General features: G+C 62.8%; 26 protein-coding genes. 13 read left to right on the top strand and 13 right to left on the bottom strand.

The window, feature by feature from the left end; all coding sequences use genetic code 11:
* Positions 1-156 precede the first annotated feature (156 nt).
* Positions 157-1,083: a hypothetical protein gene (locus tag VIM95_RS07630; RefSeq protein WP_331984437.1), complete on the top strand. Its 927-nt coding sequence runs from the start codon at positions 157-159 to the stop codon at positions 1,081-1,083.
* Here the strand turns inward: VIM95_RS07630 and VIM95_RS07625 are convergent.
* The 3 genes from VIM95_RS07625 to VIM95_RS07615 form a co-directional block, all read right to left on the bottom strand.
* Positions 1,072-3,282 carry a DUF6351 family protein gene (locus VIM95_RS07625; protein ID WP_331984436.1) on the bottom strand — a complete coding sequence of 737 codons (2,211 nt, stop codon included), beginning with the start codon at positions 3,280-3,282 and terminating at the stop codon, positions 1,072-1,074. The genes VIM95_RS07630 and VIM95_RS07625 overlap by 12 nt on opposite strands.
* A gap of 157 nt (positions 3,283-3,439) precedes the next feature.
* Complete coding sequence (locus VIM95_RS07620) at positions 3,440-3,856, bottom strand: DUF6210 family protein (RefSeq protein ID WP_331984435.1); 417 nt, start codon at positions 3,854-3,856, stop codon at positions 3,440-3,442.
* A 35-nt stretch (positions 3,857-3,891) separates the two neighbouring features.
* Positions 3,892-4,647 (bottom strand): class I SAM-dependent methyltransferase, encoded by a 756-nt coding sequence (locus tag VIM95_RS07615; RefSeq protein ID WP_331984434.1) that lies wholly within the window; start codon positions 4,645-4,647, stop codon positions 3,892-3,894.
* A 181-nt stretch (positions 4,648-4,828) separates the two neighbouring features.
* On the opposite strand from VIM95_RS07615, the gene VIM95_RS07610 reads away from it, so the two are divergent.
* The 6 genes from VIM95_RS07610 (at position 4,829) to VIM95_RS07585 (ending at position 8,428) form a co-directional block, all read left to right on the top strand.
* Positions 4,829-4,972, top strand: coding sequence for a hypothetical protein (locus VIM95_RS07610; RefSeq protein WP_331984433.1), 144 nt, complete (start codon positions 4,829-4,831; stop codon positions 4,970-4,972).
* A gap of 45 nt (positions 4,973-5,017) precedes the next feature.
* Positions 5,018-5,548: a DUF4337 domain-containing protein gene (locus VIM95_RS07605; RefSeq protein ID WP_331984432.1), complete on the top strand. Its 531-nt coding sequence runs from the start codon at positions 5,018-5,020 to the stop codon at positions 5,546-5,548.
* Between the two features lie 271 nt (positions 5,549-5,819).
* A complete protein-coding gene (locus tag VIM95_RS07600; RefSeq protein WP_331984431.1) occupies positions 5,820-6,218 on the top strand; it encodes a hypothetical protein in 399 nt (132 codons plus the stop codon).
* Positions 6,219-6,255: 37 nt separating this feature from the next.
* Positions 6,256-7,194, top strand: coding sequence for a LysR family transcriptional regulator (locus tag VIM95_RS07595; RefSeq protein WP_331984430.1), 939 nt, complete (start codon positions 6,256-6,258; stop codon positions 7,192-7,194).
* A 118-nt stretch (positions 7,195-7,312) separates the two neighbouring features.
* On the top strand, positions 7,313-8,086 hold the full coding sequence (locus VIM95_RS07590) for an SDR family oxidoreductase (RefSeq protein WP_331984429.1): 774 nt from the start codon (positions 7,313-7,315) through the stop codon (positions 8,084-8,086).
* Between the two features lie 189 nt (positions 8,087-8,275).
* Positions 8,276-8,428, top strand: coding sequence for a hypothetical protein (locus VIM95_RS07585; protein WP_331984428.1), 153 nt, complete (start codon positions 8,276-8,278; stop codon positions 8,426-8,428).
* Between the two features lie 74 nt (positions 8,429-8,502).
* Here the strand turns inward: VIM95_RS07585 and VIM95_RS07580 are convergent, their stop codons facing one another.
* Positions 8,503-9,534: a sensor domain-containing diguanylate cyclase gene (locus VIM95_RS07580; protein ID WP_331984427.1), complete on the bottom strand. Its 1,032-nt coding sequence runs from the start codon at positions 9,532-9,534 to the stop codon at positions 8,503-8,505.
* A 256-nt stretch (positions 9,535-9,790) separates the two neighbouring features.
* Here VIM95_RS07580 and VIM95_RS07575 point away from each other — a divergent pair, with 256 nt between their 5' ends.
* Positions 9,791-9,943 carry a hypothetical protein gene (locus VIM95_RS07575; RefSeq protein ID WP_331984426.1) on the top strand — a complete coding sequence of 51 codons (153 nt, stop codon included), beginning with the start codon at positions 9,791-9,793 and terminating at the stop codon, positions 9,941-9,943.
* A gap of 112 nt (positions 9,944-10,055) precedes the next feature.
* Here VIM95_RS07575 and VIM95_RS07570 read toward each other — a convergent pair whose 3' ends face one another.
* Together VIM95_RS07570 and VIM95_RS07565 are read right to left on the bottom strand one after the other, a co-directional pair.
* Positions 10,056-10,574, bottom strand: a complete 519-nt coding sequence (locus VIM95_RS07570) for a carboxymuconolactone decarboxylase family protein (RefSeq protein WP_331984425.1) — start codon at positions 10,572-10,574, stop codon at positions 10,056-10,058.
* A gap of 122 nt (positions 10,575-10,696) precedes the next feature.
* Positions 10,697-11,011, bottom strand: coding sequence for a hypothetical protein (locus tag VIM95_RS07565; RefSeq protein ID WP_331984424.1), 315 nt, complete (start codon positions 11,009-11,011; stop codon positions 10,697-10,699).
* A gap of 174 nt (positions 11,012-11,185) precedes the next feature.
* On the opposite strand from VIM95_RS07565, the gene VIM95_RS07560 reads away from it, so the two are divergent.
* The 3 genes from VIM95_RS07560 to VIM95_RS07550 all read left to right on the top strand — a co-directional run bounded on the left by VIM95_RS07560 (position 11,186) and on the right by VIM95_RS07550 (position 14,762).
* On the top strand, positions 11,186-12,625 hold the full coding sequence (locus tag VIM95_RS07560) for a PLP-dependent aminotransferase family protein (protein WP_331984423.1): 1,440 nt from the start codon (positions 11,186-11,188) through the stop codon (positions 12,623-12,625).
* A gap of 59 nt (positions 12,626-12,684) precedes the next feature.
* The gene (locus VIM95_RS07555; protein WP_331984422.1) at positions 12,685-12,882 is read left to right on the top strand and encodes a hypothetical protein; all 198 of its coding nucleotides are present in this window, start codon (positions 12,685-12,687) and stop codon (positions 12,880-12,882) included.
* 464 nt (positions 12,883-13,346) lie between these two features.
* Positions 13,347-14,762 (top strand): OmpP1/FadL family transporter, encoded by a 1,416-nt coding sequence (locus VIM95_RS07550; RefSeq protein ID WP_331984421.1) that lies wholly within the window; start codon positions 13,347-13,349, stop codon positions 14,760-14,762.
* 243 nt (positions 14,763-15,005) lie between these two features.
* Here the strand turns inward: VIM95_RS07550 and VIM95_RS07545 are convergent, their stop codons facing one another.
* Genes VIM95_RS07545 through VIM95_RS07530 form a run of 4 tightly spaced genes read right to left on the bottom strand, consistent with a single transcriptional unit; the run spans position 15,006 to position 21,029 of the window.
* Positions 15,006-16,454: an efflux transporter outer membrane subunit gene (locus VIM95_RS07545; RefSeq protein ID WP_331984420.1), complete on the bottom strand. Its 1,449-nt coding sequence runs from the start codon at positions 16,452-16,454 to the stop codon at positions 15,006-15,008.
* Positions 16,451-19,567 (bottom strand): efflux RND transporter permease subunit, encoded by a 3,117-nt coding sequence (locus tag VIM95_RS07540; RefSeq protein ID WP_331984419.1) that lies wholly within the window; start codon positions 19,565-19,567, stop codon positions 16,451-16,453. Before VIM95_RS07540 ends, VIM95_RS07545 begins: the two co-directional genes overlap by 4 nt.
* Positions 19,568-19,569: 2 nt before the next feature.
* Positions 19,570-20,661 (bottom strand): efflux RND transporter periplasmic adaptor subunit, encoded by a 1,092-nt coding sequence (locus tag VIM95_RS07535; protein WP_331984418.1) that lies wholly within the window; start codon positions 20,659-20,661, stop codon positions 19,570-19,572.
* Entirely contained in the window at positions 20,658-21,029 is a 372-nt protein-coding gene (locus VIM95_RS07530; protein ID WP_331984417.1) for a hypothetical protein, read from the bottom strand. The genes VIM95_RS07535 and VIM95_RS07530 overlap by 4 nt, the downstream gene beginning before the upstream one ends.
* A gap of 449 nt (positions 21,030-21,478) precedes the next feature.
* On the opposite strand from VIM95_RS07530, the gene VIM95_RS07525 reads away from it, so the two are divergent.
* Positions 21,479-22,066, top strand: a complete 588-nt coding sequence (locus tag VIM95_RS07525; protein WP_331984416.1) for a TetR/AcrR family transcriptional regulator — start codon at positions 21,479-21,481, stop codon at positions 22,064-22,066.
* 26 nt (positions 22,067-22,092) lie between these two features.
* On the opposite strand, the gene VIM95_RS07520 is transcribed toward VIM95_RS07525, so the two are convergent.
* A complete protein-coding gene (locus VIM95_RS07520; RefSeq protein ID WP_331984415.1) occupies positions 22,093-22,710 on the bottom strand; it encodes a TetR/AcrR family transcriptional regulator in 618 nt (205 codons plus the stop codon).
* Positions 22,711-22,775: 65 nt separating this feature from the next.
* Positions 22,776-23,141, bottom strand: a complete 366-nt coding sequence (locus VIM95_RS23365; RefSeq protein ID WP_414648496.1) for a SirB2 family protein — start codon at positions 23,139-23,141, stop codon at positions 22,776-22,778.
* 30 nt (positions 23,142-23,171) lie between these two features.
* Here VIM95_RS23365 and VIM95_RS07515 point away from each other — a divergent pair, with 30 nt between their 5' ends.
* Positions 23,172-23,615: an SRPBCC domain-containing protein gene (locus VIM95_RS07515; RefSeq protein ID WP_331984414.1), complete on the top strand. Its 444-nt coding sequence runs from the start codon at positions 23,172-23,174 to the stop codon at positions 23,613-23,615.
* A gap of 25 nt (positions 23,616-23,640) precedes the next feature.
* Here VIM95_RS07515 and VIM95_RS07510 read toward each other — a convergent pair whose 3' ends face one another.
* On the bottom strand, positions 23,641-25,020 hold the full coding sequence (locus VIM95_RS07510; protein ID WP_331984413.1) for an MFS transporter: 1,380 nt from the start codon (positions 25,018-25,020) through the stop codon (positions 23,641-23,643).
* Positions 25,021-25,179 lie beyond the last annotated feature (159 nt).

Below are 25,179 nucleotides of genomic sequence, written 5' to 3'. Positions count from 1 at the left end.
TTCGGTAGTTAAATTGCAGCAAAGCGACGCGAAATGTCCTCATGATGCAGGCTGGCGATAAAACCGTGTCGTTATCATCCTTCTCTACTACATGTGCTGGGGCAGATCTGCCCACAGCCTCACCGCGCCCAAGGCGCGTTTTCCTGAGGAGGAAAAATGCTCGATTTCGGTATCGTCTCACCCGCCCTGGTTGGCACTGCGGAGCCCAGCAGTGCCATGCCCGAGCTGGCACCGTTGTGGGAAGGCCTCTTGGCTCCCGCCGTGCACCAGCGCTTCCGCTACACCGCCTACGGTAGCCAGAGCGAGCTGGAGCTCGCCTTTGCCGGTGGCCGGGTACACGCCATGATCGCCGACCGCAACCATAGCTACACACCACCCTACGATACCCGCCGGCTGGCGTTGCGCGAGCGCTGGGTGGGCATGCTGGTGCTCAATGGCGAGGCCCCCTTGTTTGCCGACCCACAGCTGCGGCGCGATTTTGGGTTGATGGCCCAGGCCCTGGCGCAGTCCTTGTTCCCGCGCCGCCAGGCGTCCTGGACCTGCTCGCCCACCTACTACACGCCGTGCTTTATGCCGGACGGCCTGTTGCCCGCCAGCTACTACCGCCGCAACGACATGAGCGTGGCGCCGGTGCGCTTTGCCGGCCGCTGGCGCGAACACTTTGCCGCCCATCCGCTGCGCCTGCTCTATACCCCACACCGTGGCGCGCTCACTCGGCTGCTGGACCTGCTGATCGCCGAGCTGCGTGGGCAGGGCTTGGCGCTGGAGGTGATCGAGACCAGCGGCGCGCCGGACGTGTATTCGCGGGTGGCGCTGGGCGAGTTTGATGTCGTGCCGCGCGGTTGGGCCGAGCGGGATGGCGAGGCAAGTGGCTTTGCCGGCGCCTTCGAGAAGCAGGCACCTGGGGCGCTGGCCAAGGCGGCCTATGCGCGCTTCCATGACCAGATCGCCGGGTTGGACCCGCAAGGCGACCCACGCCACGGCGAGCTGTACGCCGGTGCACTGCGGGCGCTGGAGGACCACTGGTTGTTTGTGCCGTTCTGCCAGGATCGGACGCGCTTGCTATACCGGCTACCTGGATAAGGCTAGATCGTTCGGCCGGCCCCGGTCTGGCTGGCTGTAGTCGCATACCCCGTCAGGGAAGATGCGTTCCAGTTGTGCTTGGTAGGGCCGCATATCGAGGGGGGCATACAGCCCCCGTGCCAGCGCTGCGGCCACAGGTTGCAGCGCGCACTTGAATACATCGCCGGCCATGCCTTCGCCAGCCTCGCGGCGGGTGTTGCTGTAGATGGGGTAGCGCGCCATACAGGCGCCGCGTGGCTGGCCATTCCAGGCGCCGTCCCAAACCCGCTTGCCGCTGGCGATCAGTTTGCTGTCCTTGTCCCAGCAGCGGTCCTCGGCCATGGTCGGTCGGTTACCGCTCACGCCGCGCTCCGGGTGGGCATGCAGGTTTGCTAACCAGCGGTCCATGGCGGCAAAGGCGATCGGCGTCGGGTCGTCCGGCTTGCGGCTCATCCAGATGGCCTGGTTGCGTATCTCGCCCCCGGCGGCGGCGATGCGCGCACGGGTTGAGAAGGTCGCGGCCGCGTGGTGCATGTCCAGCTCGGGGTCCAGATAGTGGCGCAGGTCGATCACCGGCATATCCAATTTACCCAGGAAGACCATGCCTGAGCGATAGGCGGCGGCCATGGCCTGCAGATCACCCTGGTAGCGTGGTGCCGGCTGCTCGCCTGGGCCTTGGGCGATGTTCTGCGCGCTGGATGGCGAAAAGTCCTTGAGTTCGCTATCGGCATTGCCGCTCAGGTGCCAAAAGCGCTCGCGCTGCATCTGCGCCGGCTTTACCCAGCTGCCCACCTTGGCATTGAGGTCGAGGAACTGCGCCACGCTGATCCTGCCGGCCTTGAGTGCGGCCAGGCCATATTGCACACCCACATTGCTCCAGGGTACGCGGGCAAAACCTTGCGTATCGGTGCCGTAGACATTGTTTACATCGTCGAAGTGGCTCCAGTGCACCCGGTCCACCAGGGCGGGGGCGAGCTTGTCGGCAAAGGAGGTGTAGCGCGGGTTCAGTACCAGCGGGGTCAGCCCGCGCCAGCTGGCGGTGCACTCGGTCTGGCCTGCGGCAAGATTGGGCCACTCGGCGCGGGCGGCGCTGGCCAGCTTGCGCACCAGGCCGTAGCGGTCGGGCGCGGCATCGTCCGCGCTATAGCCCTCTACCAGCGCCCGGCCGCTGGCCTTGTGCCAGAGCGGGTCGGCGCTGGCGGTCACATCGAAGTAGTGTTCCAGCAGCTCGCAGTCGAAGATCGGTATGGTCTGGGTCACCATGTCCGGGTAGGCATACTGGGCGATGCCGGCATCCAGAAGGCCGGGATGGTTCTGCGCCAGCAGGTACTGCTGCAGCCCGCCACCGGAACCGCCTATGCCCACGGTGTAGCGGGGTACGCCGTAGCGGGCCACGAACTGCCGCTTCACCCGCAGCGCCGTATCTTCCTGCAGCCAGACATGGTAGTGGTTGCTGGTGGCGTTGCCGGTGGAGTAGGCCACCGCATAGCCCAGCGCCAGTTGTGCGGCGCGTTCCTTCAAGAGCCGGGCAGGGTCTACAGAGCCCTGCCGGTGGCCGATGCCCACCCCGCCCTGGAACTGGTAGATCAGTCGCCGGTTCCAGCGGTCCACGCCTGGTTCGGCCGCCGTCTCGTGCTCGCCACGCAAGACGGCCAAGGCATAGATAAAGCGGTTGATGGTGCCCATCTCCACCCGCACGATAAACGGCACCCGCTTGCCACCTACCCAGGCTTGGTCCACGTCGTCTGCATCGGCATACCAAGGCGTGAATTCCTCGCTATCGATGGGTTTGTAGTAGTACCAGACCCGCGAGCGGGCGCCGCAGTCCCTGCTATAGCCCTGCAGTACCCGCTCGCCATTGCGCAGGGCATAGACGGCCGTGCCTATGCCTTCCTGGTTATCGACCACGGGCGGCCCGAGACGGGACTTCTCTGTCCCGCAGACAAAGGGGTATTGGCGTGGCCCGGCAAACAGCGCCTCAGCCGGCCCGACCTCGCCCAGGGCGATGGGGAAGTGAACAGGATCGTCCGGGCGGGGCTGGCTGGCGGGGTGGGGGCCGTCGTAGGACGGCAGGTTGGGTATGGGCTCGCCATCCAAGGGCATGCCCACTACCGGGCCGGAGGCCAGCCGCACGGTCTGGGCCTCTTCCGGCAGGCTGCCCGGGTCCGGGCTTGCACCGCCTACCAGTGCCAGCACCGCTACGCCCAAAGCCCAACTCATCCGCCCGCTCATCACGGCACCATTCGAGGTTTGGCTGACCACCGGATGTGGTCGTTTTGAGTATAGAAAGCGGTGTGGTGAGGGGAGGGCGTTTGGGAGTTTTCACGAGGCTTGCTACCCCGGCGGGCGGTTTAATCCGACGCGCGGCGAGGAGCCGTCAATCGCTATTGGACCAGGTCAGAATCGCCGGAGTGTCGGGTACACCATCGAGATTGTTTTGCATGTCATTCGGTACTAAAACATGTACCCAGGCTTCCAGCGAAATATTGGCGAAGGCTTGGTTCACCCGTATTGCTGCGGTGAAAGGACTGGCATCAAGTAGGGTTTGAATTTCCGCGAGCGCATGAGTATCCAAGTGGTCCCTACTTCCGTCGGCAAAGAGTGCCATGAGCTTTGCCTCAAGCCATTCTTCTGGCGAGTTCAGCGGTGACTCGTTGCCGATTGGAACCAAGTAGCCTTCTTGTTCGGGTTGAAAGCATGAGGTACCGCCTGCCTGCTGTTGGTAAATGACGCCTGTGGCGGCGGGCATGACCAAAGCGCATTGGTAGAGGTCGTAGAGAAGGACGCGCGGCATAGGGAGTAGTCTGCCTTTGTTGGAAGGCGGACATTCTAGCCCCGTCGCGTTCCCACCAGCACTGGCTGGTAGAAGGCCGAATCCATGCGCCTGACCTGCTTGAAGCCCACCTCGCGCATCAGGTCCATCAGGTGCTCGACGCCGATGGCGTAGTAGCGCGAGCGCAGGGCCTGGCTGCGGGTGGTGTTGCTGCGCAGGTCCTCCTCGATCAGGTAGAGCGTGAGGTCGTAGTGCGTGCCGTCGGCATCGAAGTCCCAGACCTGGAACAGCAGATAGCGCTTGTTGCCATCCACCCGCACGCCATAGGGCTTGAGCAGGTTGCGGCCACGTTCTTCCGCGGCGTAGTCGCGCACGCTGATGATCACCCCGCCACCATCAACCACGCAGGCATGCATGCTGCGCAGGGCGGCCAGGATGTCCTGATCGTCCAGGAGGTGGGGCAGGGCATTGTCGGCACAGACCACGACGTTGAAGCCGGTGCCGTGGAAGTGATTGGCCTCGCGCATGTCGCAGACCGAGAAGGGAATGTCCACGTCCCAGTTGGCCGCCTCGTCGCAGGCGCGGGCAACGGCCTGGGCAGAGAGGTCGGAGCCGATGACCGAATACCCCTTGGCAGCCAGGGCAATGGTCTGGGTACCGATGCCGCAGGCCACATCCAGTACGCAGCTGCTGCCCGGCCAGGCGGCTTCGATGATGTCCGCCAGCTGTTCGCCCTGGCGGCGCACGCTGGCCGGCCAATCCGGGTAGATCAGGTGGTAGTAGGGCGCTAGCGCGTCGTAGAAATCCGCCATGGTTCAAGCTCGCGGGGGCCGGGGTGCCAGTCTCGCAAAGCCCGGCCAAGCCCGTCATCCTCCAGATGGGGGATAGATGCCCGGGACTTGACCGCCGGTAGCCGCTGCCCGGAAGATTCCGCCCCTGTTCGGCCCGGCTTTGTCAGGCAGCGTTAAGCTGAGTTTGGCAACATCGCCCGCCATGCAAGACAACCCCAAACCATCCCGCTACCAATCGCCCGAGGACGACGAATATCCGCGCCTCGGCCGCCTGCTTATCGTCCTCTTGCTGGTCATGCTGGCGGTGGGCGCCAGCACTCTGGCCGCGGTGTATTTCTGGGGTTGATGCAGTCCCCTACCTAGATATTGAATTGATCAAGAGACCATCCCCATGGCCGAAGAGAAAAAAGAACCCTGGCTCAACCACCTGGCGCTGATGACCGTGATCCTGGCGGTGTGCGCGACCCTCTCCACCTTCAAGGGTGGCGGTTACTCCACCCGTAGCGTGATCACTCAGGCGCAGGCATCGGACCAGTGGGCCTACTACCAGGCCAAGAGCACCAAGCAGAACCTCTACGAAGTGCAGCTGAGCCAGCTGCAGCTGCAAAGCTTAACCCTGCCGAACGACGCGGAGGTCAAGGCGGCCTACGCCAAGAAGGTGGCAGACTACCAGGCCAAGATCGCCACCTATACCGACGAGCGCAAGACCATCCAGGCCGACGCCAAGAAGCTGGAAGCCGAACGGGACGACGCCCAGAAGCACGGCAAGCCCTTTGGCTTTGCAGTGATCTTTCTGCAGGTCTCCATCCTGCTCAATTCCATCGCTGGCCTGATGAAGGTCAAGCGGGTCTGGCACCTCTCGCTGCCGGTGGGTTTGGCGGGTGTGGTGTTCTTCGCCAATGGCTTCTTTCTGTTTTTTTAGGGGACGCTCTGCTAACTGCGGGAGTTCATTGCAGTTGTTCTGGGCCCGGCGAAGCCGTGCCTTCGTGAGCAGTGAGCAATCGACGGCGCCTTGCTGATTTAGCCCTCTCCCCCGCCCCCGCCGCCGCGGGGGAGCCTCGCTGGCGCGAGACAGCATCTCGAACCTGCGTTCGTGAATCTTGTGGTCGGTCACAGTGCCAACTGCAGCTAGCGGCGACCTAGAATGAAACGGCAGGCCCATGCGCCTGCCGTTTTCAATTTGGAGGTTTGCCATGCCTTACCTGCAGCTGGATGTGAATGGCCGCTATCCCATCGGGGTCAAGCAGCGGCTGGCCCGCGATATGGCAGATGCCTACGCCCGCCTCATGGCGGTGGATATCCGCCGGATCAGCATTGCCATCCGCGAGCTGGGCGATGGCAGCGTCTGGCGCATGGTGGAAGGTGAGGGGACCACGCCGCAGCCGGTATCGGTACTGATGTGCGACATACGCCGTGGCCGCAGCCCCGAGCTGCGCATGGAGGTGGCCAAGGCGCTCTGCGCACTGTGCGCGCAGCAACTGGGGCTGGACGAGAACCGGCTCAATGTGGAGTTCACCCAGCACAGCGGCGACGAGATGTACCATCCGGCGCTGGGCGGTTACAGTCCGGAGTGGAGCGAAGACGAGACCTGATTGCCGGCGGCTCCCCGGCTGCGAGACGGAGTGATGGATGGATGAACTGCGTGCCATATCGACCTTTGTGAAGGCTGCCGAGCTGGGCACCTTCAACAGAGTGGCCGAGGTCCAGAACACCACGCCGCAAGCGGTCAGCAAGACCATACGCCAGCTGGAGCAGCACCTAGGCTTGCGCCTGTTCCACCGTACCACCCGCAAAAGTACGCTGACCGACGAGGGTCTGCGCTTTCTGGAGGCGGTCAAGCCGAACCTGGAAGGCCTGGTGCAGGCACTGGAGCAGGCGCGCGGTGCCATACTCGACGAAGTGGGCCTCGTGCGTGTGACCGCCGGCGGGGCAGTGGGCCGCAAGGTGCTGGTGCCTTTGCTGAGCGACTTTCAGCAGCAATACCCACGCATACAGCTCGACCTGCTGCTGGAGGACCGCTTCAGCGATCTGGTCAGCGAGCGGCTGGATGTGGGCTTTCGGGCCGGTAACCCGCTCGACGCGCAGGTAGTGGGGCGGCATCTGTTTGCCGTACAGCAGGTGGTGTGTGCCTCGCCCGCCTACCTGGCGCAGCACGGTACACCACGCAGCCTGCAAGACCTGCTCACGCATCGTTGCACTGGTTACCGCCAGCCAGGAACAGGTCGGTCCATGCCTTGGGAATTCGAGATCGGCGGTCAGACGCTCTTTCAGGCTATGCCCAACGTACTGTGCAGCAACGATCCGGAGGCCGAGATGCACGCGGTGCTGGCTGGCATGGGCATAGGCCAGATCGACAGCATCAACGCTGCCGCGCCCTTGCGCGAAGGCCGGCTGGTACCGTTACTGGTCGATACCGTGAGCAACCGTATGGGGCTCTATCTCTACTACCCGCAGCGTACCGACATGCCGGGGCGGGTACGGCGCTTTATCGATTTTGCCGTGGCGCAGCTGCAAGGCAGCACGCAGTTTTCTCTCTCGGCCAAGGAACTGAGCAGCCTGGCACGCTGAAAGATTGGCAACTCTTCGTTGTTTCTAAGTCGGTTGTTTACGGCTTTTTCGGTTTTCTATCGGTTCATATAGTTCGCTCGTCGCCAAGCCCGGCGCTTTACCTGACGAGGAACCCATCATGAGCACTACCATCACCCATGCACTCTCCGGCCGTATCGCCGTTATCACCGGCGCGTCCAGCGGTATCGGCCAGGCCACCGCCCGTTTGCTGGCCAGCCAGGGAGCCAAAGTAGCGGTCATCGCCCGCCGCCAGGCTGCGCTGGCCCAATTGGTGGCCGAGATCGAACAGGCCGGTGGCACGGCGCTGGCCGTTGCGGCCGATGTGACCGACCAGGCCTCGGTCGATGCCGCCGCCGCGGCCGTACTCGCCGCCTTCGGTCCCACCGATCTGCTCTTCAATAATGCCGGCCTGATGCTGCCGGGCGCCATTGACGACAATATCCTGCCGGCCACGGAGCAGCAGATCGACATCAACGTCACCGGCGTCATGCGCGTGATCCATGCCTTTATGCCCCAGCTGAACGCAGCGGCCGCCGAGGGTGGCGTGGTGGATCTGATCAACACGTCGTCGATTGCCGGCCAGAACATCTACCCCTACTTCGCCACCTATAGCGCGACCAAGGCCTATGTCAGCCACCTCAGCCGCCATATGCGCGCCGAGCTCGGTAGCAAGGGCATCCGCGTGTCCATGATCGAGCCGGGTATCGTTTCGACCGAACTGCAAAGTCACTGGACCTTTCAAGGCGCCAAGGACTGGTTGGCCAGCGCCCGCGAACAGATGGAATTCCTGCAGCCCGGTGACGTGGCCGAGGTGGTCGCCTTCCTGGCAGCGCAGCCCAAGCATGTGAACCTGCAGCAGGTGGTGGTCATGCCGACCGGCCAAGCAAGCTGATTCCTGCCTAGGCAAAGGGCCGCCTCCCGGGGCGGCCCTTGTCGTTTATCGTGCCTGGCTGCATTTCATCCCGCCGCTTCGTCGTATCGTCTCAAGCTGGCTTTCTTGTGTGCTGGACTAGGACATGATGACCTCACTGCAAGCGACAACGGTGTCGCAACTAACTGAATACACAGAGAGGAACGTATCATGACCCGCATCAACGAACTCTTCGAAGCTACCCTGGTTGTTGGCCTGGCCGCCTTCTTCGCCGTGGCGCTGATTGGTGAGACCCAGCCCAAGGCCGAGACTGCCCAAACCGTGGCCCAGCTGACCCAAGTCGACGGTGCCCGCCATGGCTAAATCGAGCAGCGGTACAGTAGAAAGCGACACGGCGCCCGAGGGCGCCGTGTTTGCTTTGGGGGTGTGCGACGGGACTAGCTGGCCCGGCTACGTTTACGGGTGCGCTTGACTTCATACATCTGTGCATCGGCCAGGCGGATGGCTTCGTCAGCGGCCAGGCCCTCCGGGTCTACCGCGACGGCGCCCACGCTGGCGCCAGCGTAGTCCAGCACCTGCGTGCCCAGCTCAAAGCGGCCTATGGTGGCGGCGGCAATACGCTCCTGCAGGGCATGGGCTGCGGTCAAGGCCTCGTCGTTGTGGGGGCCGGGGGCGATCAGTACGAATTCGTCGCCGCCCACGCGGGCCAGGCAGTCCGAGGCGCGCAGAGTGGCGGTGAGGCGGCGTGACATCGCCTGCAGGAAGTGGTCACCGCTCTGGTGGCCATAACGGTCGTTGATGCCCTTGAAGCCATCAAGGTCGATGACCGCCACCAGCACGCAGCTGTGCTCGCGCTCGGCCTGGGCCAGCATGCGTTGCAGCTCGTCGAACAACGCCCGCCGGTTGGGCAGGCCGGTCAGCGCGTCGGTCATGGCAAAGGAGCGCAGCTGCTCATTGCTGGTCTGCAGTTCTTTCACCAGCCGTTCGCGTTCAATAAAGGTGCCAACCAGGCTGGAAAACAAGCGCAGCACAGCCTCGGCCCCCGGTGCCAGGCCATGCTTTTGTGCACTGGCGGCACAGAGCGTGCCGAGCAGCTCGCCGTCGCCATTGCGTACCGGGGTGCTCACATAGGTTTGGATGCCCAGTGCCTTGGCGGCTTCCGAATCGCCCCAGCAGTCGGCCACGTTGTCGGTATACATACGGCCTTCGTCCAGCGCGCGTTTGCACAGCGTGTCGCCCCAGGGTACCGAGAGGCCCTCGGGGATGGTCATGTCACCGGTATTGCGCGCATAGCGTACGTGCTGCACATCGTTGTCGGCGTCGATCACCGTCAGGTAGGTCGATTCCAGCCCGGTGACGGCACCCAGCATCTCGAGCAAGGGGCGGGTCAGTTGTTCCAACGAGCGGGCGGCGGGGACTGCGGTGGAGAGTTTGGCGAGGAGTGGGTCCACGTTGATACCTGATTGCATAGAGGTGGTGCTGGGGCCGATGGCATACCATTGGACGCTTATATTGGCCCAAGCGTTCCCGGCTGGGAAGATGCCCATGCCATGGGCATCGTCAGTTTGCCAACCTGCGAGCATTTCATCGGCGCTCGACGCATTTCATCCCGCCGCTTCGTTCAACCGTCTCAAGCCGCTCTTATTGTGAGGGGGCTTAACGCATGATGACCTCACTGCAAGCGACAACGGTGTCGCAACCAACTGAAATGAGAGAGGAAATATCATGACCCGCATCAACGAACTGTTCGAAGCTACACTGGTTGTTGGCCTGGCCGCCTTCTTCGCCGTGGCCCTGATCGGTGAGGCCCAGCCCAAGGCGCAGAGCGCCCAGAACGTGGCGCAACTGGCCCAGGCCGATGGTGCCCGCCATGGCTAAATCAACAAGTGGTAGCGAAGAAAGCGACACGGCGCCCTAGGGCGCCGTGTTTGCTTTGGCGTGTTGCTAGCGCGTAGGCCCGTGCTGGTACCGGCACGGGCGCGCTCGGGGCTCAGACCGCCACGACCGGGAAGTCGATCTCCGTGGCTGCAGCGTGGTTCAGGTAGTTGGTCAGCGTGTTGAGTGCCACGCCGCCGATCACTTCCACAATCTGCGCCTCGGTCAGGCCGTTGGCGCGGGCCTGGGCCAGGTCGCTGTCGCTGATCAGACCGTGCTTGGCCACCAATTGCTTGGCAAGGCTGGCCACCGGGTTGTTGATGCCCTGGCGGGCGTCCTGGATCTGCTCGTTGCTGAGGCCTGCGCCCTTGCCGGCCAGGGTGTGGGCCGAGAGGCAATAGGAACATTCATTGCTCTGTCCGGTAGCGAGCGCAATGCTTTCGCGCTGGGCCGCGCTCAGGGTGCCGCCAGCCAATGCGCCGGAGAGCTGCAGGTAGCCGCCGAGCACGGCGGGCGAGTTGGCCAGGGTGCGGATGGCGTTGGGCACCTTGCCCATCTTGGCCTTCACAGCCTTGAGCAGGGGTTCGGCGGCGGCGGGGACTTGGTCGTCGGTAAGGGCGGCGATACGGCTCATGATGGTTCTCCAGTAGGGTTGGTCGGTGCGTTTTGCACAGGACCCATACTAGAGATCGGATTGAGCGGATTGGGTGCTTATCGTCTTCAATAGGCAACCAATCGTATCGAGGCGTGCTTGTTTTATATGGCCAGCCGCAGCCAGCGGGCCAGCAAGGCGGCGAGCTGGAACCGGGGCTGCTTGGTGGCGGGGGCAGGGGCCACTACCGTCAGCCGGCAATTGGTAGCGGCGTAGACCACCAGCCAGCCACCCCGGGCCAGCCTGTGGCCGCCGCCGTTGAGCAGACGCGTGGTCTGGGCGGCGCCTGGCATGTCCAGCCAGGATTCCGGTTCACTCAGATAGGCCCGACCGCCTTCGATCAACAGTGTGCTGCCGCAGCGGGCGCGAAACTGTAGGCTCTGGCCGGCGGCCAAGGAAAAGTGCAGAGGCTGGGACATGGTGCGCTCCTGTTCGCTGAGGGTAGGCACAGCTTAGGGCGGGGGCATGCGTACAGGCAGGCACAAGGCCGGTCTGTCGTGACCATAACAGTGCAGATACTTTCTGGCTGTTGCGTAACAGATGCGGTCTATCTGCATCTGTTCTTGCCCCGCGGGCGGGCGCAAGATCGCCGCATGGAAGCCCAGTCTCTCTATCGCAAGCTCGCCAGCCACTATCTGCACGCCATCGAGGCCGGCACCCTGGCCCCGGGGGCGCGTATGCCCTCGGTGCGCATGCTCATGAGCCGGCATGCGGTCAGCCTTTCCACGGCCTTGCAGCTGTGCCGCTATCTGGAGAGCCAGGGGGTGCTGGAGGCGCGGCCGCGCTCGGGCTACTTTGTGCTGCCCCGCCGCGACCTTGGTCTTGATCGGGCCAAGGAACCGGCCCAGACCCTGCCGGATCCTGCCCGCTATGTGGGCGTGCACGAAAAGGTCTCGACCTTTCTGGAGCTGGGCCAGAAGGCGCCGGTACGGGTCAACCTGTGCGGTGCCTGGGCTGCCGCCGAGCTCTACCCCAACGAGGCGCTACGTGTGGCCATCAACCGTGCCTTGCGGCAGCAGCCCTTGCTGCTGGGCGAGCCGGCGCCGCACAACGGCGACCCGCACTTCCGTAGCGTGCTGGCCCGCAACGCCTTGGCCGCGGGCATGACCTTGTCGGCCGAGGAAGTGATCGTCACCCACGGCTGCATCGAGGCCCTCAATCTGGCCCTGCGTGCCACCACCCAGCCGGGTGATGTGGTGGCGGTCGAATCGCCGACCTTCTTTGGTCTCCTGCAGATACTGGAGAGCCTGGGGCTCAAGGCGCTGGAGATCCCCACCAGCCCGCACACCGGTATCTCGCTTGATGCGCTGGACCTTGCCGCCCAGGCCTACCCCAATATCAAGGCGGTGGTAGTGGTACCCAATCTGCAGAACCCCCTGGGCAGCGTGATGCCGGACGAGAACAAGCAGAAGCTGGTGGCCTGGTGCGAAGCACAGCGTATTGCCTTGATCGAGGACGATACCTACGCCGCGCTGAGCGACGCCGAGGCGCCCCTGCGTGCGCTCAAGTCCTGGGATGAGAGCGGTAACGTCATCCACTGCGCTTCCTTGCACAAGACGCTGTCGCCCGGTTTGCGGCTGGGTTGGTTGTCGCCAGGGCGCTGGCAGGCGAGGGTGGAGATGCTCAAGTACGCCCAGTCGCGCCCCAGCCCGGCCTTGCCGCAGATTGCGGTGGCAGACTTTCTTGCTTCACCGGCCTATGGGCGGCACCTGCGCCGGTTGCGTGGCCATCTGCGCGAACAGCGCGAGCGTACCGCCGCGGCGGTGGCACGGCACTTTCCGGCCGGTACCCGGCTCAGCCTGCCGCAGGGGGGCTTGGCCCTCTGGGTGGAGCTGCCCGGCCACCGCTCGTCCTCGGCACTTTTCCACGCTGCATTGGCCGAGGGCATACGGTTGGCGCCGGGCGCGCAGTTTTCCAACTCAGGCCGCTTTGAGCACTTTCTGCGCATCAGCTGCGGTGCGCCCTTCACGGCCGAGCTGGACGAGGCGCTACGCACCGTGGCCCAGCTGGTGCATGCGCTGCCGGAAGGCTAGGGCAGCACAGCCACCATGCTGGTGCGGCGCCCCGCTGGAGCAGGTTACACTGCCGCGCCATGAACCAAGCCGTCGACCCGTTGCGCGCACCCAACTGCATGCGCTGCCTGCACCACTATGTGACCTGGGACACCCGCTTCCCCTACGGTTGCCGGGCGCTGGGCTTCAAGAGCCTGCGCTTGCCCAGCCAGGAGGTGTTTGCCTCCTCCGGTCAGCACTGCCTGCACTTCCATCCTCGCCCTGTTCCTGCTCGCTGAGCAGTGTCTTGCATGTTGCAAGCCAGCCTGCAGGCGGCATTGCGGGTTTAATTGCACGATCGTTCAATTAATAATTGAACTGGTTTTAAAATCAGTTCATTAAATAACTAACCCGGTCAGTTATTTTTAACTGACCGGGTTAGTTATTTTCAGCACGATTAAGCGCTAGGGTAAACCCGCATAAAGAAACAGAAATTCACATTTATATCCCCCTGCCTACCTATCAACTGCTTGACTGCTACTGACTTTGTGTTCAGTATTCGCGGCATCTGGGGTAAACACTCTAGTTTGTTGAATTCATGGAGTATTTATTCTAAATCAAGCGATTTGGAATAAATGTCTTTATGTCTCAGTGATTTATGAGGATGTCCAAATCCTCTTCCTCACCGCTGTAATGCGCGCCTGTCCGGCATTGCTGGCCAAGGCCAAGTTGCGGCGCACCTACTTATAAAAGCGAGACGCGCGTGAAGTACAAATACCTCCCCCTACTGGTTACCGCCGCCCTGGGTCTGATTGCTGCTGAAGCGAATGCCGCGGGCTACCGTTTTGGTTCGCAAAGCGTGGCTGGCCAAGGCAATGCCGACGCCAACGGCGCCGAGGCCGACGATGCATCGACGGTGTTCTACAACCCGGCTGGCCTGACCCGCCTCAAGGGCAGCCAGATCTCGGCTGGCGCCACCCTGGTGCTGCCGGAATCGAGCTACACCGATGCAGGCTCCAAGCGCTTCACCGGCACCCCGACCGGCGGCGGCGCCCCCAAAGAGGACTATGTACCGCACGACGTGACCGCCCCCTCGGTCTACTTCAGCACCCCGCTGACCGACAAGCTGACCTTCGGCATGGGCCTGTTCGTGCCCTACGGCACCCATCTCAACTACGGCAATAACTGGGCCGGCCGCTACGCACTGAGCGACATCAAGCTGGAGTCGGTCGATCTCAACCCATCCATCGCCTACAAGCTCGATGAGCACCACTCCTTTGGCTTTGGCATCAGCGCCGAATACATGAAGGCCTCGCTGGGCCAAGCTGTGGACGTCCCCGGCTCGGTCATGGCCCTGAACGGCACTCCGCAAAGCGCCGCGCTGATCAAGCAGATCGTTGCCCTGGGCGGCAACCCTGCCGCGCTGGCTACTGTCCGCGACGGCCATGGCGAGAACAACGGCCACGATTGGGGCTATGGCTTCAACCTGGGCTACATGTACCAGTTGGATCAGAACACCCGCTTCGGCCTGGCTTACCGTTCGGCCATCAGCCACAAGCTGGAAGGCGACACCGTCTGGGACTTCTCGCAAGTGACCGCTGACCCGGTGGTGAACAAGGTGTTGGCTGCCGCCTCGCACAAGGTGAACTCGGGCGCCCGCGTGCAGCTCAAGACCCCTGAGACCCTGTCGGCCAACGTCTACCACCAGATCAACGACCAGTGGGCCGCCATGGCCGATGTGACCTGGACCCGCAACTCGCGCCTGCAGAACCTGAACATCGAGTTCCCCGGCACGACCGAGGGTGACGAGGTGATCCGTCAGCAGTGGAAGAACACCACCCGCGTCTCGCTGGGTGGCAACTACCGCTTCGACGACAAGCTGCTGTTCCGTGCTGGTCTGGCCTTCGACCAATCGCCGGTCCGTAGCGCTGAGCTGACCCACCCGGCTCTGCCGGACAGTGACCGTGTCTGGTACTCGATTGGCGCCAACTACAAGATCAACGCCAGCTCCTCGGTTGATGTGGCCTACAGCTACGTGGACTTCAAGGACGCGAACATCAACTACACCAACCTGTGCAACCCGCTGGCCACCACCTGTACCGGCAACGGTGAGACCACCACGGGCAGCTACAAGACGCACATCCAGTTCTTGGGCGTGGCTTATAACTACGCTTTCTGATTGAACTCGGATCGAGGGTGGAGAGGGCTGTAACGTTGGCTCGGCGCTCGGCAAAGCCGAGCGTTGACCGGCAATTGATGTACGAGCGCGCTTTCGCTTTTATATCGTCCACTCCCCCCGCCCTCGCCGCCGCGAGGGAGCCTCGCTGACGCTCGTTGGATGAGGCTCAACCTTTGTGGAGATCTGATGTAAAAAACGCCCGACTAGTCGGGCGTTTTCTATTGCTGCTGGGTACTGCGGGCTTCAGGCTGCCGGTTGTTCGGTGCTCCAACCACCGCCCAGGGCCTTGTAGAGGCCGATGCGGTTTTGCAGTTCGGCCAAGCGGGTACGGATGGCCTGCTGTTGCACCGTGAACAAGGAACGCTGTGCGTCCAGGTACTCGAGGAAGCTGGCTTGCCCCCCCTCGTAGCGTGCCCCCGCCAACCTGAAGCGGACCTGTTCGGCGGTTTCCTGCGCGTTTACGGCGCGTAACTCCTCGCTGAGCGTTGCCTGGCCGGCCAAGCCGTCGGCCACCTCGCGGAAGGCGACCTGGATGGTCTTGTCGTACTGCGCGATTGCGATCTCCCTATCGGCCTTGGCTACGCCCAGGTTGGCACGATTACGACCGCCGTCGAAGATGGGTAGCGATACCTGTGGCAGAAAGCTCCAGGCGCGGCTGCCTGTGTCGAACAAGCCGGATAGCTCACTGCTGGACGTGCCGATCGTGCCGGTAAGGCTGATGCGCGGAAAGAAGGCCGCGCGCGCCACGCCAATGTTGGCGTTGGCCGATCTCAGCAGGGCCTCCTGGCGCCGTATGTCGGGCCGGGTGGCGATCAGGTCGGACGGCAGGCCGGCCGGGATATCACGCATGATCCGACTATCCCACGCTGCCGTAACCGGCGGCAGCAGATCGGCCGGCAGGGGGCGGCCGAGCAGCAGGGCCAATGCGTTTTCGTCCTGTGCCCGCTGCCGGGTCTGCTGCGCCACGGCGATCTTGGCGGCTTCAAACAGCGATTCCGACTGGCGCAGATCATATTCCGAGCTGGCCCCCTGTTCGTGCAGTTGCAACTGGCGCTGGTAGGATTCGGTCCGGCTGGCCAGGGTCTGCTGGCCCAGTGCCAGCAGTCGGCCATCGGCAAGCGTGCTCTCGTATAGCGCTGCCACTTCGGCAATCAGGCTGATCTGCGCACCACGCCGGTCTTCCTCGGTCGCGACGTAGCGATTAAGCGCTGCCTGGCTCATGCTGCGCACACGCCCAAACAGGTCCAGTTCAAAGGCCGTGACGCCCAGCCCGGCGCTGTAGCTGCTCGATATCCCGCCGTGCCCGCCGGGGGCCAGGGAGTCTGGCACCTGCTGGCGCGCACCGCTAGCCCCGGCGCTGACCGTCGGTAGGCGGTCGGCCGCCTGTACCTGGTAGAGCGCGCGGGCGCGCTCGATGTTGATGATGGCCACCCGCAGATCACGGTTGCCTTCCAGGGCCAGGCTGATGGCCCGCTTCAGGCCTTCGTCCTGAAAGAAGTCCTGCCACTGGATATCTTGTGCCTTACTGGTAGCAGGCGTGCCCGCCGCAGTGGCCGTCGCCTCCGGCCAGCTACTGGCTACCGGCAGGGGCGGGCGCTCGTAGCTTGGCATCAATGAACAGGCGGAAAGGACCAGGGCAGCCAGGGCCAGTGGCGCAGTCTTGAGGCCGGGTAAAGTGGTGTAGAGGTTCATGCTGCTTCCTTTGTAACGAGGTGCAGGTTGCCGTGTTGGATAGCGTGCGGCTTGGCGGTATGGCTGCTGCGGCTGACCTTGAACCACAGGGCGTACAGGGCCGGCAGGAACAGCAGGGTCAGCACCGTGCCAACGCCCACGCCGCCGATCAGCACATAGGCCAGGGGGCCCCAGAAGCTCGAGTGCGTCAGCGGGATAAAGGCCAGCATGGCGGCGAGCGCGGTCAGGATGACCGGCCGGGAACGACGTACCGTCGACTCAATCACGGCTTCATAGGGCGTCATGCCGCTATCGAGGTCGTGCCGGATCTGGTCGACCAGGATCAGGGTGTTACGCATCAGGATCCCTGCGAGGCCGATCAAGCCCAGGATGGCGTTGAATCCGAATGGCTTATGGAACAGCAGCAGTGTCGGGACTGCGCCCACCAGGCCAAGCGGTGCTGTCGCGAATACCATCCACATGGTTGAGAACGACCGCACCTGGAACATGATCACCACCAGCATGAGGATGATCATCAACGGGAACATCTTGGCCAGCGCCGCATCGGCCTTGGCGCTTTCCTCGACTGCACCGCCAGTGTCGATGCGATAGCCCGCGGGCAGGCTGGCCTTCAAATCAGCGAGGGCCGGCAGGATGGCCTTCGTCACGTCAGGCGGTTGCTTGCCATCACGTACATCGCTTTGCACGGCAATATACGGCTCGCGGTCATAGCGCTTCAGTACGGCGTTTTCCATGCGCATTTCGGTATGCGTGACCTGTGAGAGCGGTATCGCGATGCCATTGCTGGTCGTCAAAGTAAGGCTGCCGATGTCCGAGAGACCGGTGCGCTCCTGGTGCGGCGTGCGGATCAATACCTCGACTGAACGCAGACCTTCACGAACCTGGGTGGACGGCGTGCCATTGAGCAGTGCCTGCAGTTGGCTGGCGGCATCCTTTGGGGTCAGGCCGACCTGGCGCAGCCGCTCCTGGTCCAGAACCAGGTGCATGGTGGGGGTCATATTGCCCCAGTCCATATGCACGTTGCGGGTGTCCGGGTTCTTTTCCATTACGTCACGCACCTGCTCGGCGATGGTACGTACCTTGTCGAGATCAGGGCCGACCACGCGGAACAGAACAGGGAAGGGCACCGGCGGGCCAAACACGAACGGGGTCACCCGTACACGGGCCTCGGCAAAGCGGCCATCGGCAATCATCTTGCGGATCTTGGCCTTGAGCGCATCGCGTGCATGGGCGTCCTCGGTGAGGACGATCATCTGGGCGTAGCTCGGGTTGGGCAGTTCAGGGTTGATCGCCAGGAAGAAGCGCGGTGTACCCTGGCCGATATAGCTGGAGACGATCTTGGCTTCGGGCTCCTTGCGTACTGCAGTTTCGATCTTGCGAACTGTCGCATCGGTCGCGGCAAAGGCGCTGCCGGGTGGCAGGTTGATCTCGATGGTCAATTCCGGCCGATCGGTATCCGGGAAGAACTGCTTCTCTACCGCCCCCATCCCCACCACAGCCAGTGCAAATACACCGACCGTCACGCCAGCCGTGGTCCACTTGTGGTCCACACACCAGCGCACCAGATTGCGCATGCGTTGATAGTTCAGCGTGCTGTAGATCGCGTCGTGGCCACCTTGCTTGACCGGGATATTAGGCAGCAGCTTGACGCCCAGATAGGGGATGAACAGCACCGCCACCACCCAGGAAGTGATCAACGCGAAGGCCACGATCCAGAAGATATTGCCGGCGTATTCACCCGCGGTGGAGCGGGCAAAGCCCACCGGCAGAAAGCCGATGATGGTCAGCAAGGTGCCTGACAGCATGGGGGCCGCGGTGGCGCTCCATGCGTGGGTGGCGGCGGCAATGCGGCTCAGGCCTTCTTCCATCTTCACCACCATCATCTCGATGGCGATGATGGCGTCGTCCACCAGCAAACCCAACGACAGGATCAGCGCGCCCAGGGTGATGCGATCGAAATCGCGCCCGGTTGCCAGCATGATCACGAACACCGCGGCCAGGGTGAGTGGTACGGCGGCGGCGACCACGATGCCGACGCGCATACCCAGGGTCAGCAGGCTGACCACGATCACCACGGCCAGCGCGACCACGAACTTGATCATGAATTCGTCGATCGCCCCCTTGATGGCCCGGGATTGGTCGGTCACCTTGTCGAACTGCAGCCCGGTAGGCAGCGTTGCACTGATGCTGTCTTGCGCCACCGCCAGGTCCTTGCCCAAGGTCAGGCCGTTGTAGCCCTTCTTCATCACTACCCCCAGCATCAGGGCAGGCTCGCCCTGGTTGCGGATGATGAAGCTCGCGGGGTCTTCATAGCCGCGCTTGACCTCGGCGATATCGCCCAGCTTGAAGGTGCGGTTGCCCGCCAGGACAGGAATGGCCTTGACGGTTTCAACGCTGTCGATGGCACCATCAAGGCGCAGCTGCACGCGAGGCCCGGCGGTTTCCACAAAACCGGCAGATTCCATATTGTTTTGCTTGCCGATGGCGTCGATCAGATCCTGGCCCTTGATGCCCAGGGTGGCCAGGCGCTGGTGTGAGATCTCAACAAAGATCTTCTGTTGTTGCTCGCCCAGAATATTGACCTTCTGCACGCCCTCCACATGCAAGAGACGCTGGCGCAGATCCTCGGCCTGCAGTACCAGCTGACGGTGCGGTACCTGCTTCCCGACCAGCGAGAACAGTGAGAAGTAAACGTCCGAATACTCGTCATTCATGATCGGACCGGTTACGCCCCGAGGCAGGTTCAGCGCCTCGTCTCCCAGCTTCTTGCGTACCTGATAGAACTGCTCGGGCACCGACTTGGGCTCGGTCGCATCCTTCAGGTAGAGCTTCATGGTGATCAGGCCGGGCCGTGCTGCAGTTTCTACCCGGTCGTAGGATTCCAGTTCCTGCAAACGCTTCTCGAGCCGGTCGCCGACTTGCTGTTGCATCTCCTGTGCGGTGGCCCCAGGCCAGATCGCGCTGATGGTCATGACCTTGACCACATAGGCGGGGTCTTCCGCCCGGCCCAGCCTGAACAGGGCGAAGGCGCCGGCCACTGCGATCGCGATGATGAGAAACAGTGTGATGGCGCGCTCGCGCACCCCAAATGCTGAAAGATTGAACCCGCTCATGGTCAGCTCCCTACTTTGACAGGTGCTAGCAGTTCAACCTTCTGCCCGGACTTCAGCAGATGGCCACCGTAGGCAACGGCGCGTTCGCCCGCTGCAAGGCCTTGCGACAGGCGGATTTCCTCCTCACCCAGCTGGGCCACTTTGACTGGCCGGAGGCTGATGGTGGAATTCTTGCCGTCGATCACCCACACGCCGGGGCCCTTGCCCTGGTCCACCAGGGCGCTGACGGGAATACCGATCTGCTCGCCGCTATTGCCGGCCAGGTGCACCGTTACCGTCGCACCAATAGGGGCTTGGCCGGCACTGCCGCCCAGTACATAGCGCGCCAGATAGGTGCGGGATTGTGGGTCGGCAACAGCCGACAATTCGCGCAGCGTGGCGGGGAAGGATTGCCCCTTCTCGCTGTAGAGCGAGGCGGTGGCAGGTTGCCTGGCCTGCGCCAACGCGGTTTCAGGCAGGTAGATCAGCGCTTCACGCGCACCTTGGCGGGCCAGTTTGACGACGGTTTGTCCTGCCCCTACCACCTGGCCCGGTTCCGCCGGCACTTCCATAACCACACCATCCATGTCGGCCAGCAGCAGGGCATAGTTGCTCTGGTGGTCGGACTGGCGTGCCCGGGCGCGCTCTGCCTCGGTCTGTGCAACCGCGGTATCGGCGGCGGCCTTGGCTTGCTCATAAGCCTGGCTGGAGACCGCGCCGGCAGCCAGCAGCTTGCGCAGCCTTGCCTCATCGGCAACGGCCTGGAGCTGGCGTGCTTCGGCAGCTTCTACGGCAGCATGTGCCGCGCCTGAGGCGAGTGCATAGTCGGTCGCATCCAGGCGCATCAGTGGCTGCCCTTTGCTCACCTTTTGGCCCGGGTCCACCAGGCGCTCAACAATCTTGCCGGCGACGCGAAAGCCCAGATTGCTCTCGGTACGGGCATGGACAACGCCGGTGAAGCCGGCCTGGTCCGATAGTGCGGGTGCGGCGGTGAACCAGGCCACCTTGGCCAGGGGTGTGGCTTGCTGGGTGGGATTGCTGCAGGCGGCCAGAGCGAGGAGCAGCGTCGCGCCGGCGAGTTTGTAGCCTGGGATGGAAAGGTGCGTGTGCTTCATTTTTGTAACCTCACTTGGTCGAATTGCGGTTCGGATATGACGGTCAGCGTGTTGCTACCTGCCTGCACCCGCAGCCCTGGTGACGTATGCAGCAACTGACCCAGCGGCGTTTGTGGCCCGACCGGCATCAGGTCGAAAGTGCGCAGTGCAGCAACCCGCAGAGGCAGGGTCTTCAGCAGGCAATCTGCTTCGTCTGCCGAGCTGACGTTGATGACGAAAATCACGCCGGTGTTGGCGGCGCGGTGCCAGAACTGCTCCATCCTTGCTTCGAGGTACAAGCGCAGTGCCGGCGGAATCTCTGCCGGTACTTGCTGCACCCACTGTGCTTCTGTCAGCGGCTGCAGATTTCCAATGGCCATCACCTTCATGACGTTCTCCTGGCGAGGATGTCTTGCTAAGGAGTCTTGATGTTTAGATGTCATCTAAACTCTAAATTTAGCGTACACATAAACTCTAAAATGTGCAATCACTATTTCTGGGACCGTAGAAGCAGGGAGCTCGGGCCCGGGAGCCTGGCGGTGATAACGCTTGCCGATCACCGCCCAGGGGCGAGGGGGCGGCTGTGTTTGGGAGCCTGGGTGAATGCCTTGATTGCCCGATGAGGCAGGGCCTGCGGATGGTTGCTTGTTTGTGCCTGCCGACGAACGGGTGATGCAGGGAGAGCTGGGAAAGGTGCGGAGTCCTGCTGCTGTCGAGACGTGTGGGTCCGGCTTGGCTACCACCGTTGGGCGCGATCCACTCTGTTTGACTTGTTATTCTTTAGAGCTCGATGATAATCTAAATATAGATTTCAAAGACCCTCTATGAGGACTTAATTGTGAGAAAGTCAAGAACGGATACGGCAGAGACCAGGCAGCGCATCGTGGCGGTAGCGTCGAGAGAATTCATGGCCAAAGGGCTGGCGACAACCGGCATTGCCGACATCATGGCCGCCGCAGGCCTGACCCAAGGCGGTTTCTACCGGCACTTCGAATCCAAGGAGCAGCTGATCGCAGAGGCCAGTGCCCTGGCCTTTGCACAAGGGTATGAGGTGCTGGAAGCATCGATTGCCGGCAAGACGCGCGGTGAGGCGCTCAAGATCATGATCGACCTCTACCTGCAGCAGCTGCAGCGAGTTGATTCGGACTATCTATGTCCGCTGGCCAATATCGGCAGTGAGCTCCGGATCAACGATGAGGCGATCAAGGCGACCGCCTGCGAGGGCTATCGGCGCTTGGCAGAATTATTCGGCCGGCAGGCCGAACTGGTCGATCTGCTGAGTGATGTTGAGATCGGCTATGCCGTTGTCTCTACCCTTGCGGGCGCGATCATGTTGTCGCGCCTGGCGAAAGACCCGGCTTCTGCTGAGGCCGTGCTGCGCAGTGCCAAAAGCCTGCTGCTCCTGCTGTTGCAGAAGGAACACTGAGGTCGCCGACACGCAGGGCTGGGGGGTCAGGCCGGCGCGTGGGCCTGGGCCTTCTGGGCAGACTGCACGATCAGATCTATGGTCTGGCGGGCATTGTCCAGTATCGCCAGCGAGGAGGATTCGGTCAGCGCCAGCCGGGCTGCGGTCACGGCACCCAGCATGGTCGAGAATACGGTATCGGCGATCGCCGCCTGATTGGGTACCCCCATTTGCTGGATCAGCGCCTCGATATAACCGACCAAACGCCGATAGCCGACATTGACGATGGCTTTCACTTGCTCATCTGCATGTGGTAGCTCGCTACCCAGGTTGGCCATGGGGCAGAGGTAGACAGGTTGCTTGGCGTGGTGCTGGTACAGGTAGGCCTGCACGATCTTGTCCAGCGCCCCCTTGGGGCCCAGCCCCTGGCCCGCAACTTCCTTGCCTATCGTCGTGAAGATCTGATCGAAGGCCATCTCGTTCGCCTCGGCGATGAGTTGCTCCTTCGATTCGAAATGGCGGTAGAAGCCGCCTTGGGTTAGCCCCGCCTCCTTCATGACATCGGCGATACCCGTCGCAGCCAAGCCCCGCTCCAGAAAAAGCCGGGAGGCGATCAACACAATGCGCTTACGCGTTTCGGCGGTATCGGCTTTGGATTTCTTCACGGCAGTGGCCTGTTGGGGGATAGAAAATAATTGTAATCTAAGTTTTCCTACTCCACCGGCACCACTCATCCGGACTTTGGCCACTGTAATGCCCGTCCCGCACGGCTACCGCTGGCGATGGGTGTTAAGTACCGAGGAATAGCTTGTATGCTGATCGCGACGGCGACTATATGGGCTGCGCAGCAGAGTGTCAGTGCTAGCCATGCTGCACGTCGGGAGTGCAGCGGGGCTGGTCGCAAAGCTCGTTGGCCACGCAGGATATAGAGTATCGGGGCCATCAATGTGGCGGTGGGCCAAGCCTGGTGAAACAGGTATTGTTGGCTAGCCCAGACCAGGACGATTGCCATGCCCAGCAAGGCTGTGTCGACTACATTAGGTACCGGCCCGGGGGCTGTCGACCTGAACCCAAGTACCTGGCGATGGCCTAATATCGGGTGACAATCTTGAAGGAGTCAGCCGAGATGGAACAAACCACTGGACCCGGGGTCTTGCAGACGCAGCGCGTTCTGCCTTTCTCGCCTGAGACCATCTATGCGGCCTTTGCCGATCCGGTCCGCCTCGCGCGGTGGTGGGGACCGGCGGGGTTCAGCAATCGCTTCGAGGTGTTCGAGTTCCACGAGGGTGGAAGCTGGCAGTTCGTCATGCAGGGGCCGGATGGCAAGCACTACCCCAACCGCAGCCTCTTCCGCACGCTGGAACCGGGCCGTAAGGTGGTGGTGCAGCATCTTTCTGCGCCGCACTTCACGCTCACCGTCGAGCTGCAGCCTGACGTGGCCGGTGCCTTGCTGCGCTGGGTGCAGGCCTTCGATGACCCCAAGGTTGCTGCAGCGGTTGAGCACATTGTGGTGCCCAGCAACGAGCAGAACCTGGACCGCCTGCACGCCGAGTTGGAACGGCGCGGCTAGCGCCTGTTCATGCTGATATAGCCTGCTAGCCCTGTGCCATGGCCTTGCCAGCATCGTGCGGCAGGCGGCGGGTGAGGAAGATCGAGGCGATGGAGAAGAGGCCGATCAGGATGAACACCGGCCAGAAGTCGCTGGCGTTCAGGTCGCGATGGCCCTGTACATGGCTCGACAGCTGCAGCGCCATGCCAGCGACGATCACGCCGGTACCGAGCGAGAGTTGCTGCACTACGCTGGCCAGGCTGGTGGCCCGGCCAGCGTCCTCGTGGCGGATATCGGCATAGACCACCGAATTGAGCGCGGTGAACTGCAGGGCCGGGAAGACGCCGCCCAGGGTGACGATGGCCACCATCAGCCAGACCGGCATGGCGGGGTTGAAGAGGCCGTAGGCCATCAGCGCGAGGCCTGATAGGAGCGCGTTGACGATCAGTACTTGGCGAAAGCCCCAGCGCCGCAAGGCGTGTGGCGCCAGGGTCTTCATAAAGATGGCACCGAAGGCCGAGGCGCAGGTGATGGCGCCGGAGTGGAAGGGGCTCATGCCCATGCCTTCCTGCAGGGCCAGCGGCAGGATAAAGGGCGTGGCACCGAGGCCGATGCGGAATAGTGCGCCGCCTACCACGCTGGCGTGGAAGGTGGGAATGCGCAGAAAGCGCAGGTCCAAGAGAGGCTTGTCTTGGCCGCGTGCATACGCAAAGTAGCCCAGCAGCAAGGCAATGCCGACGATGCTCATGCCGCCGGCCAGCCAGTGCGGGACCAGTGGGCTGCCCAGCATGGCGAAGCCGAGCATGGCCAGCGAGCTGCCGATGGCCGAGAGCAGAAAGCCTGCCACATCCAGCGCGCTGGCGCCGTGCTCACGGGTGTTGTCTATGTATTTGCGGGCCAGGTAGAGACCCAGCACGCTGACCGGGATGTTGACCAGAAAAATCCAGCGCCAGTGGAAGTAGGTGGTGATAAAGCCACCCAGCGGTGGGCCGATGATGGGACCCAGGAGCGCGGGCAGGGTGAGATAGCCCACTGCCTTGACCAATTCTTCGCGCGGTACGGCGCGGAAGATGATGATGCGGCCGACCGGCACCATCATGGCGCCGCCCACCCCTTGCAGAAAACGCGCCGCGACAAAGGCACTCAGGGTGGTGGAGATGGCGCATAGCAGCGAGCCGGCAATGAAGACGCCGATGGCACTGCAGAATACGCTGCGGGGGCCAAAGCGGTCGGCCATCCAGCCGCAGACCGGGATGAACACCCCAAGACCCACCACATAGGCGGTCAGCGCCAGCTTGAGGGTGATGGGGCTTTGCCCCAGTTCGCGCGCCATGACAGGCAGCGAAGTGGCGATCACCGTGGCGTCCATATTCTCCATGAACAGGGCACAGGCCACGATAAGGGGGATGATCAAGGTACGGGGCATTGCGGTATGCCGATGCGAAGCAGGGCCCTGCGACAGCAAGGCTTGGGTCCGCAATGATAGATCAGCTAACCCCGACAGCAGCCGAGGACACTACATATATTCTGGCTGATGCAGGGAATGTAGGGGGCGTGCAATCGAGGTGCACTGGGTGCGGCGAGC

Origin of the sequence: Chitinimonas sp. (genome assembly GCF_036568685.1) — a bacterium.
GTDB lineage: Bacteria > Pseudomonadota > Gammaproteobacteria > Burkholderiales > Chitinimonadaceae > Chitinimonas.
The sequence above is the reverse complement of the archived record's forward strand: the minus strand, read 5'-3'. Positions and strand labels throughout refer to the sequence as shown.

What these genes read in the sequence shown, in the direction of transcription:
- VIM95_RS07545 (WP_331984420.1), bottom strand. Translation starts at nt 16,454, where the DNA reads ATGAACCTCTACACCACTTTACCCGGCCTCAAGACTGCGCCACTGGCC.
- VIM95_RS07530 (WP_331984417.1), bottom strand. Translation starts at nt 21,029, where the DNA reads ATGAAGGTGATGGCCATTGGAAATCTGCAGCCGCTGACAGAAGCACAG.
- VIM95_RS07595 (WP_331984430.1), top strand. Translation starts at nt 6,256, where the DNA reads ATGGATGAACTGCGTGCCATATCGACCTTTGTGAAGGCTGCCGAGCTG.
- VIM95_RS07610 (WP_331984433.1), top strand. Translation starts at nt 4,829, where the DNA reads ATGCAAGACAACCCCAAACCATCCCGCTACCAATCGCCCGAGGACGAC.
- VIM95_RS07630 (WP_331984437.1), top strand. Translation starts at nt 157, where the DNA reads ATGCTCGATTTCGGTATCGTCTCACCCGCCCTGGTTGGCACTGCGGAG.
- VIM95_RS07575 (WP_331984426.1), top strand. Translation starts at nt 9,791, where the DNA reads ATGACCCGCATCAACGAACTGTTCGAAGCTACACTGGTTGTTGGCCTG.
- VIM95_RS07605 (WP_331984432.1), top strand. Translation starts at nt 5,018, where the DNA reads ATGGCCGAAGAGAAAAAAGAACCCTGGCTCAACCACCTGGCGCTGATG.
- VIM95_RS07540 (WP_331984419.1), bottom strand. Translation starts at nt 19,567, where the DNA reads ATGAGCGGGTTCAATCTTTCAGCATTTGGGGTGCGCGAGCGCGCCATC.
- VIM95_RS07555 (WP_331984422.1), top strand. Translation starts at nt 12,685, where the DNA reads ATGAACCAAGCCGTCGACCCGTTGCGCGCACCCAACTGCATGCGCTGC.
- VIM95_RS07615 (WP_331984434.1), bottom strand. Translation starts at nt 4,647, where the DNA reads ATGGCGGATTTCTACGACGCGCTAGCGCCCTACTACCACCTGATCTAC.
- VIM95_RS07600 (WP_331984431.1), top strand. Translation starts at nt 5,820, where the DNA reads ATGCCTTACCTGCAGCTGGATGTGAATGGCCGCTATCCCATCGGGGTC.
- VIM95_RS07620 (WP_331984435.1), bottom strand. Translation starts at nt 3,856, where the DNA reads ATGCCGCGCGTCCTTCTCTACGACCTCTACCAATGCGCTTTGGTCATG.
- VIM95_RS07590 (WP_331984429.1), top strand. Translation starts at nt 7,313, where the DNA reads ATGAGCACTACCATCACCCATGCACTCTCCGGCCGTATCGCCGTTATC.
- VIM95_RS07585 (WP_331984428.1), top strand. Translation starts at nt 8,276, where the DNA reads ATGACCCGCATCAACGAACTCTTCGAAGCTACCCTGGTTGTTGGCCTG.
- VIM95_RS07535 (WP_331984418.1), bottom strand. Translation starts at nt 20,661, where the DNA reads ATGAAGCACACGCACCTTTCCATCCCAGGCTACAAACTCGCCGGCGCG.
- VIM95_RS07515 (WP_331984414.1), top strand. Translation starts at nt 23,172, where the DNA reads ATGGAACAAACCACTGGACCCGGGGTCTTGCAGACGCAGCGCGTTCTG.
- VIM95_RS07625 (WP_331984436.1), bottom strand. Translation starts at nt 3,282, where the DNA reads ATGAGTTGGGCTTTGGGCGTAGCGGTGCTGGCACTGGTAGGCGGTGCA.
- VIM95_RS07560 (WP_331984423.1), top strand. Translation starts at nt 11,186, where the DNA reads ATGGAAGCCCAGTCTCTCTATCGCAAGCTCGCCAGCCACTATCTGCAC.
- VIM95_RS07580 (WP_331984427.1), bottom strand. Translation starts at nt 9,534, where the DNA reads ATGCAATCAGGTATCAACGTGGACCCACTCCTCGCCAAACTCTCCACC.
- VIM95_RS07510 (WP_331984413.1), bottom strand. Translation starts at nt 25,020, where the DNA reads ATGCCCCGTACCTTGATCATCCCCCTTATCGTGGCCTGTGCCCTGTTC.
- VIM95_RS07570 (WP_331984425.1), bottom strand. Translation starts at nt 10,574, where the DNA reads ATGAGCCGTATCGCCGCCCTTACCGACGACCAAGTCCCCGCCGCCGCC.
- VIM95_RS07565 (WP_331984424.1), bottom strand. Translation starts at nt 11,011, where the DNA reads ATGTCCCAGCCTCTGCACTTTTCCTTGGCCGCCGGCCAGAGCCTACAG.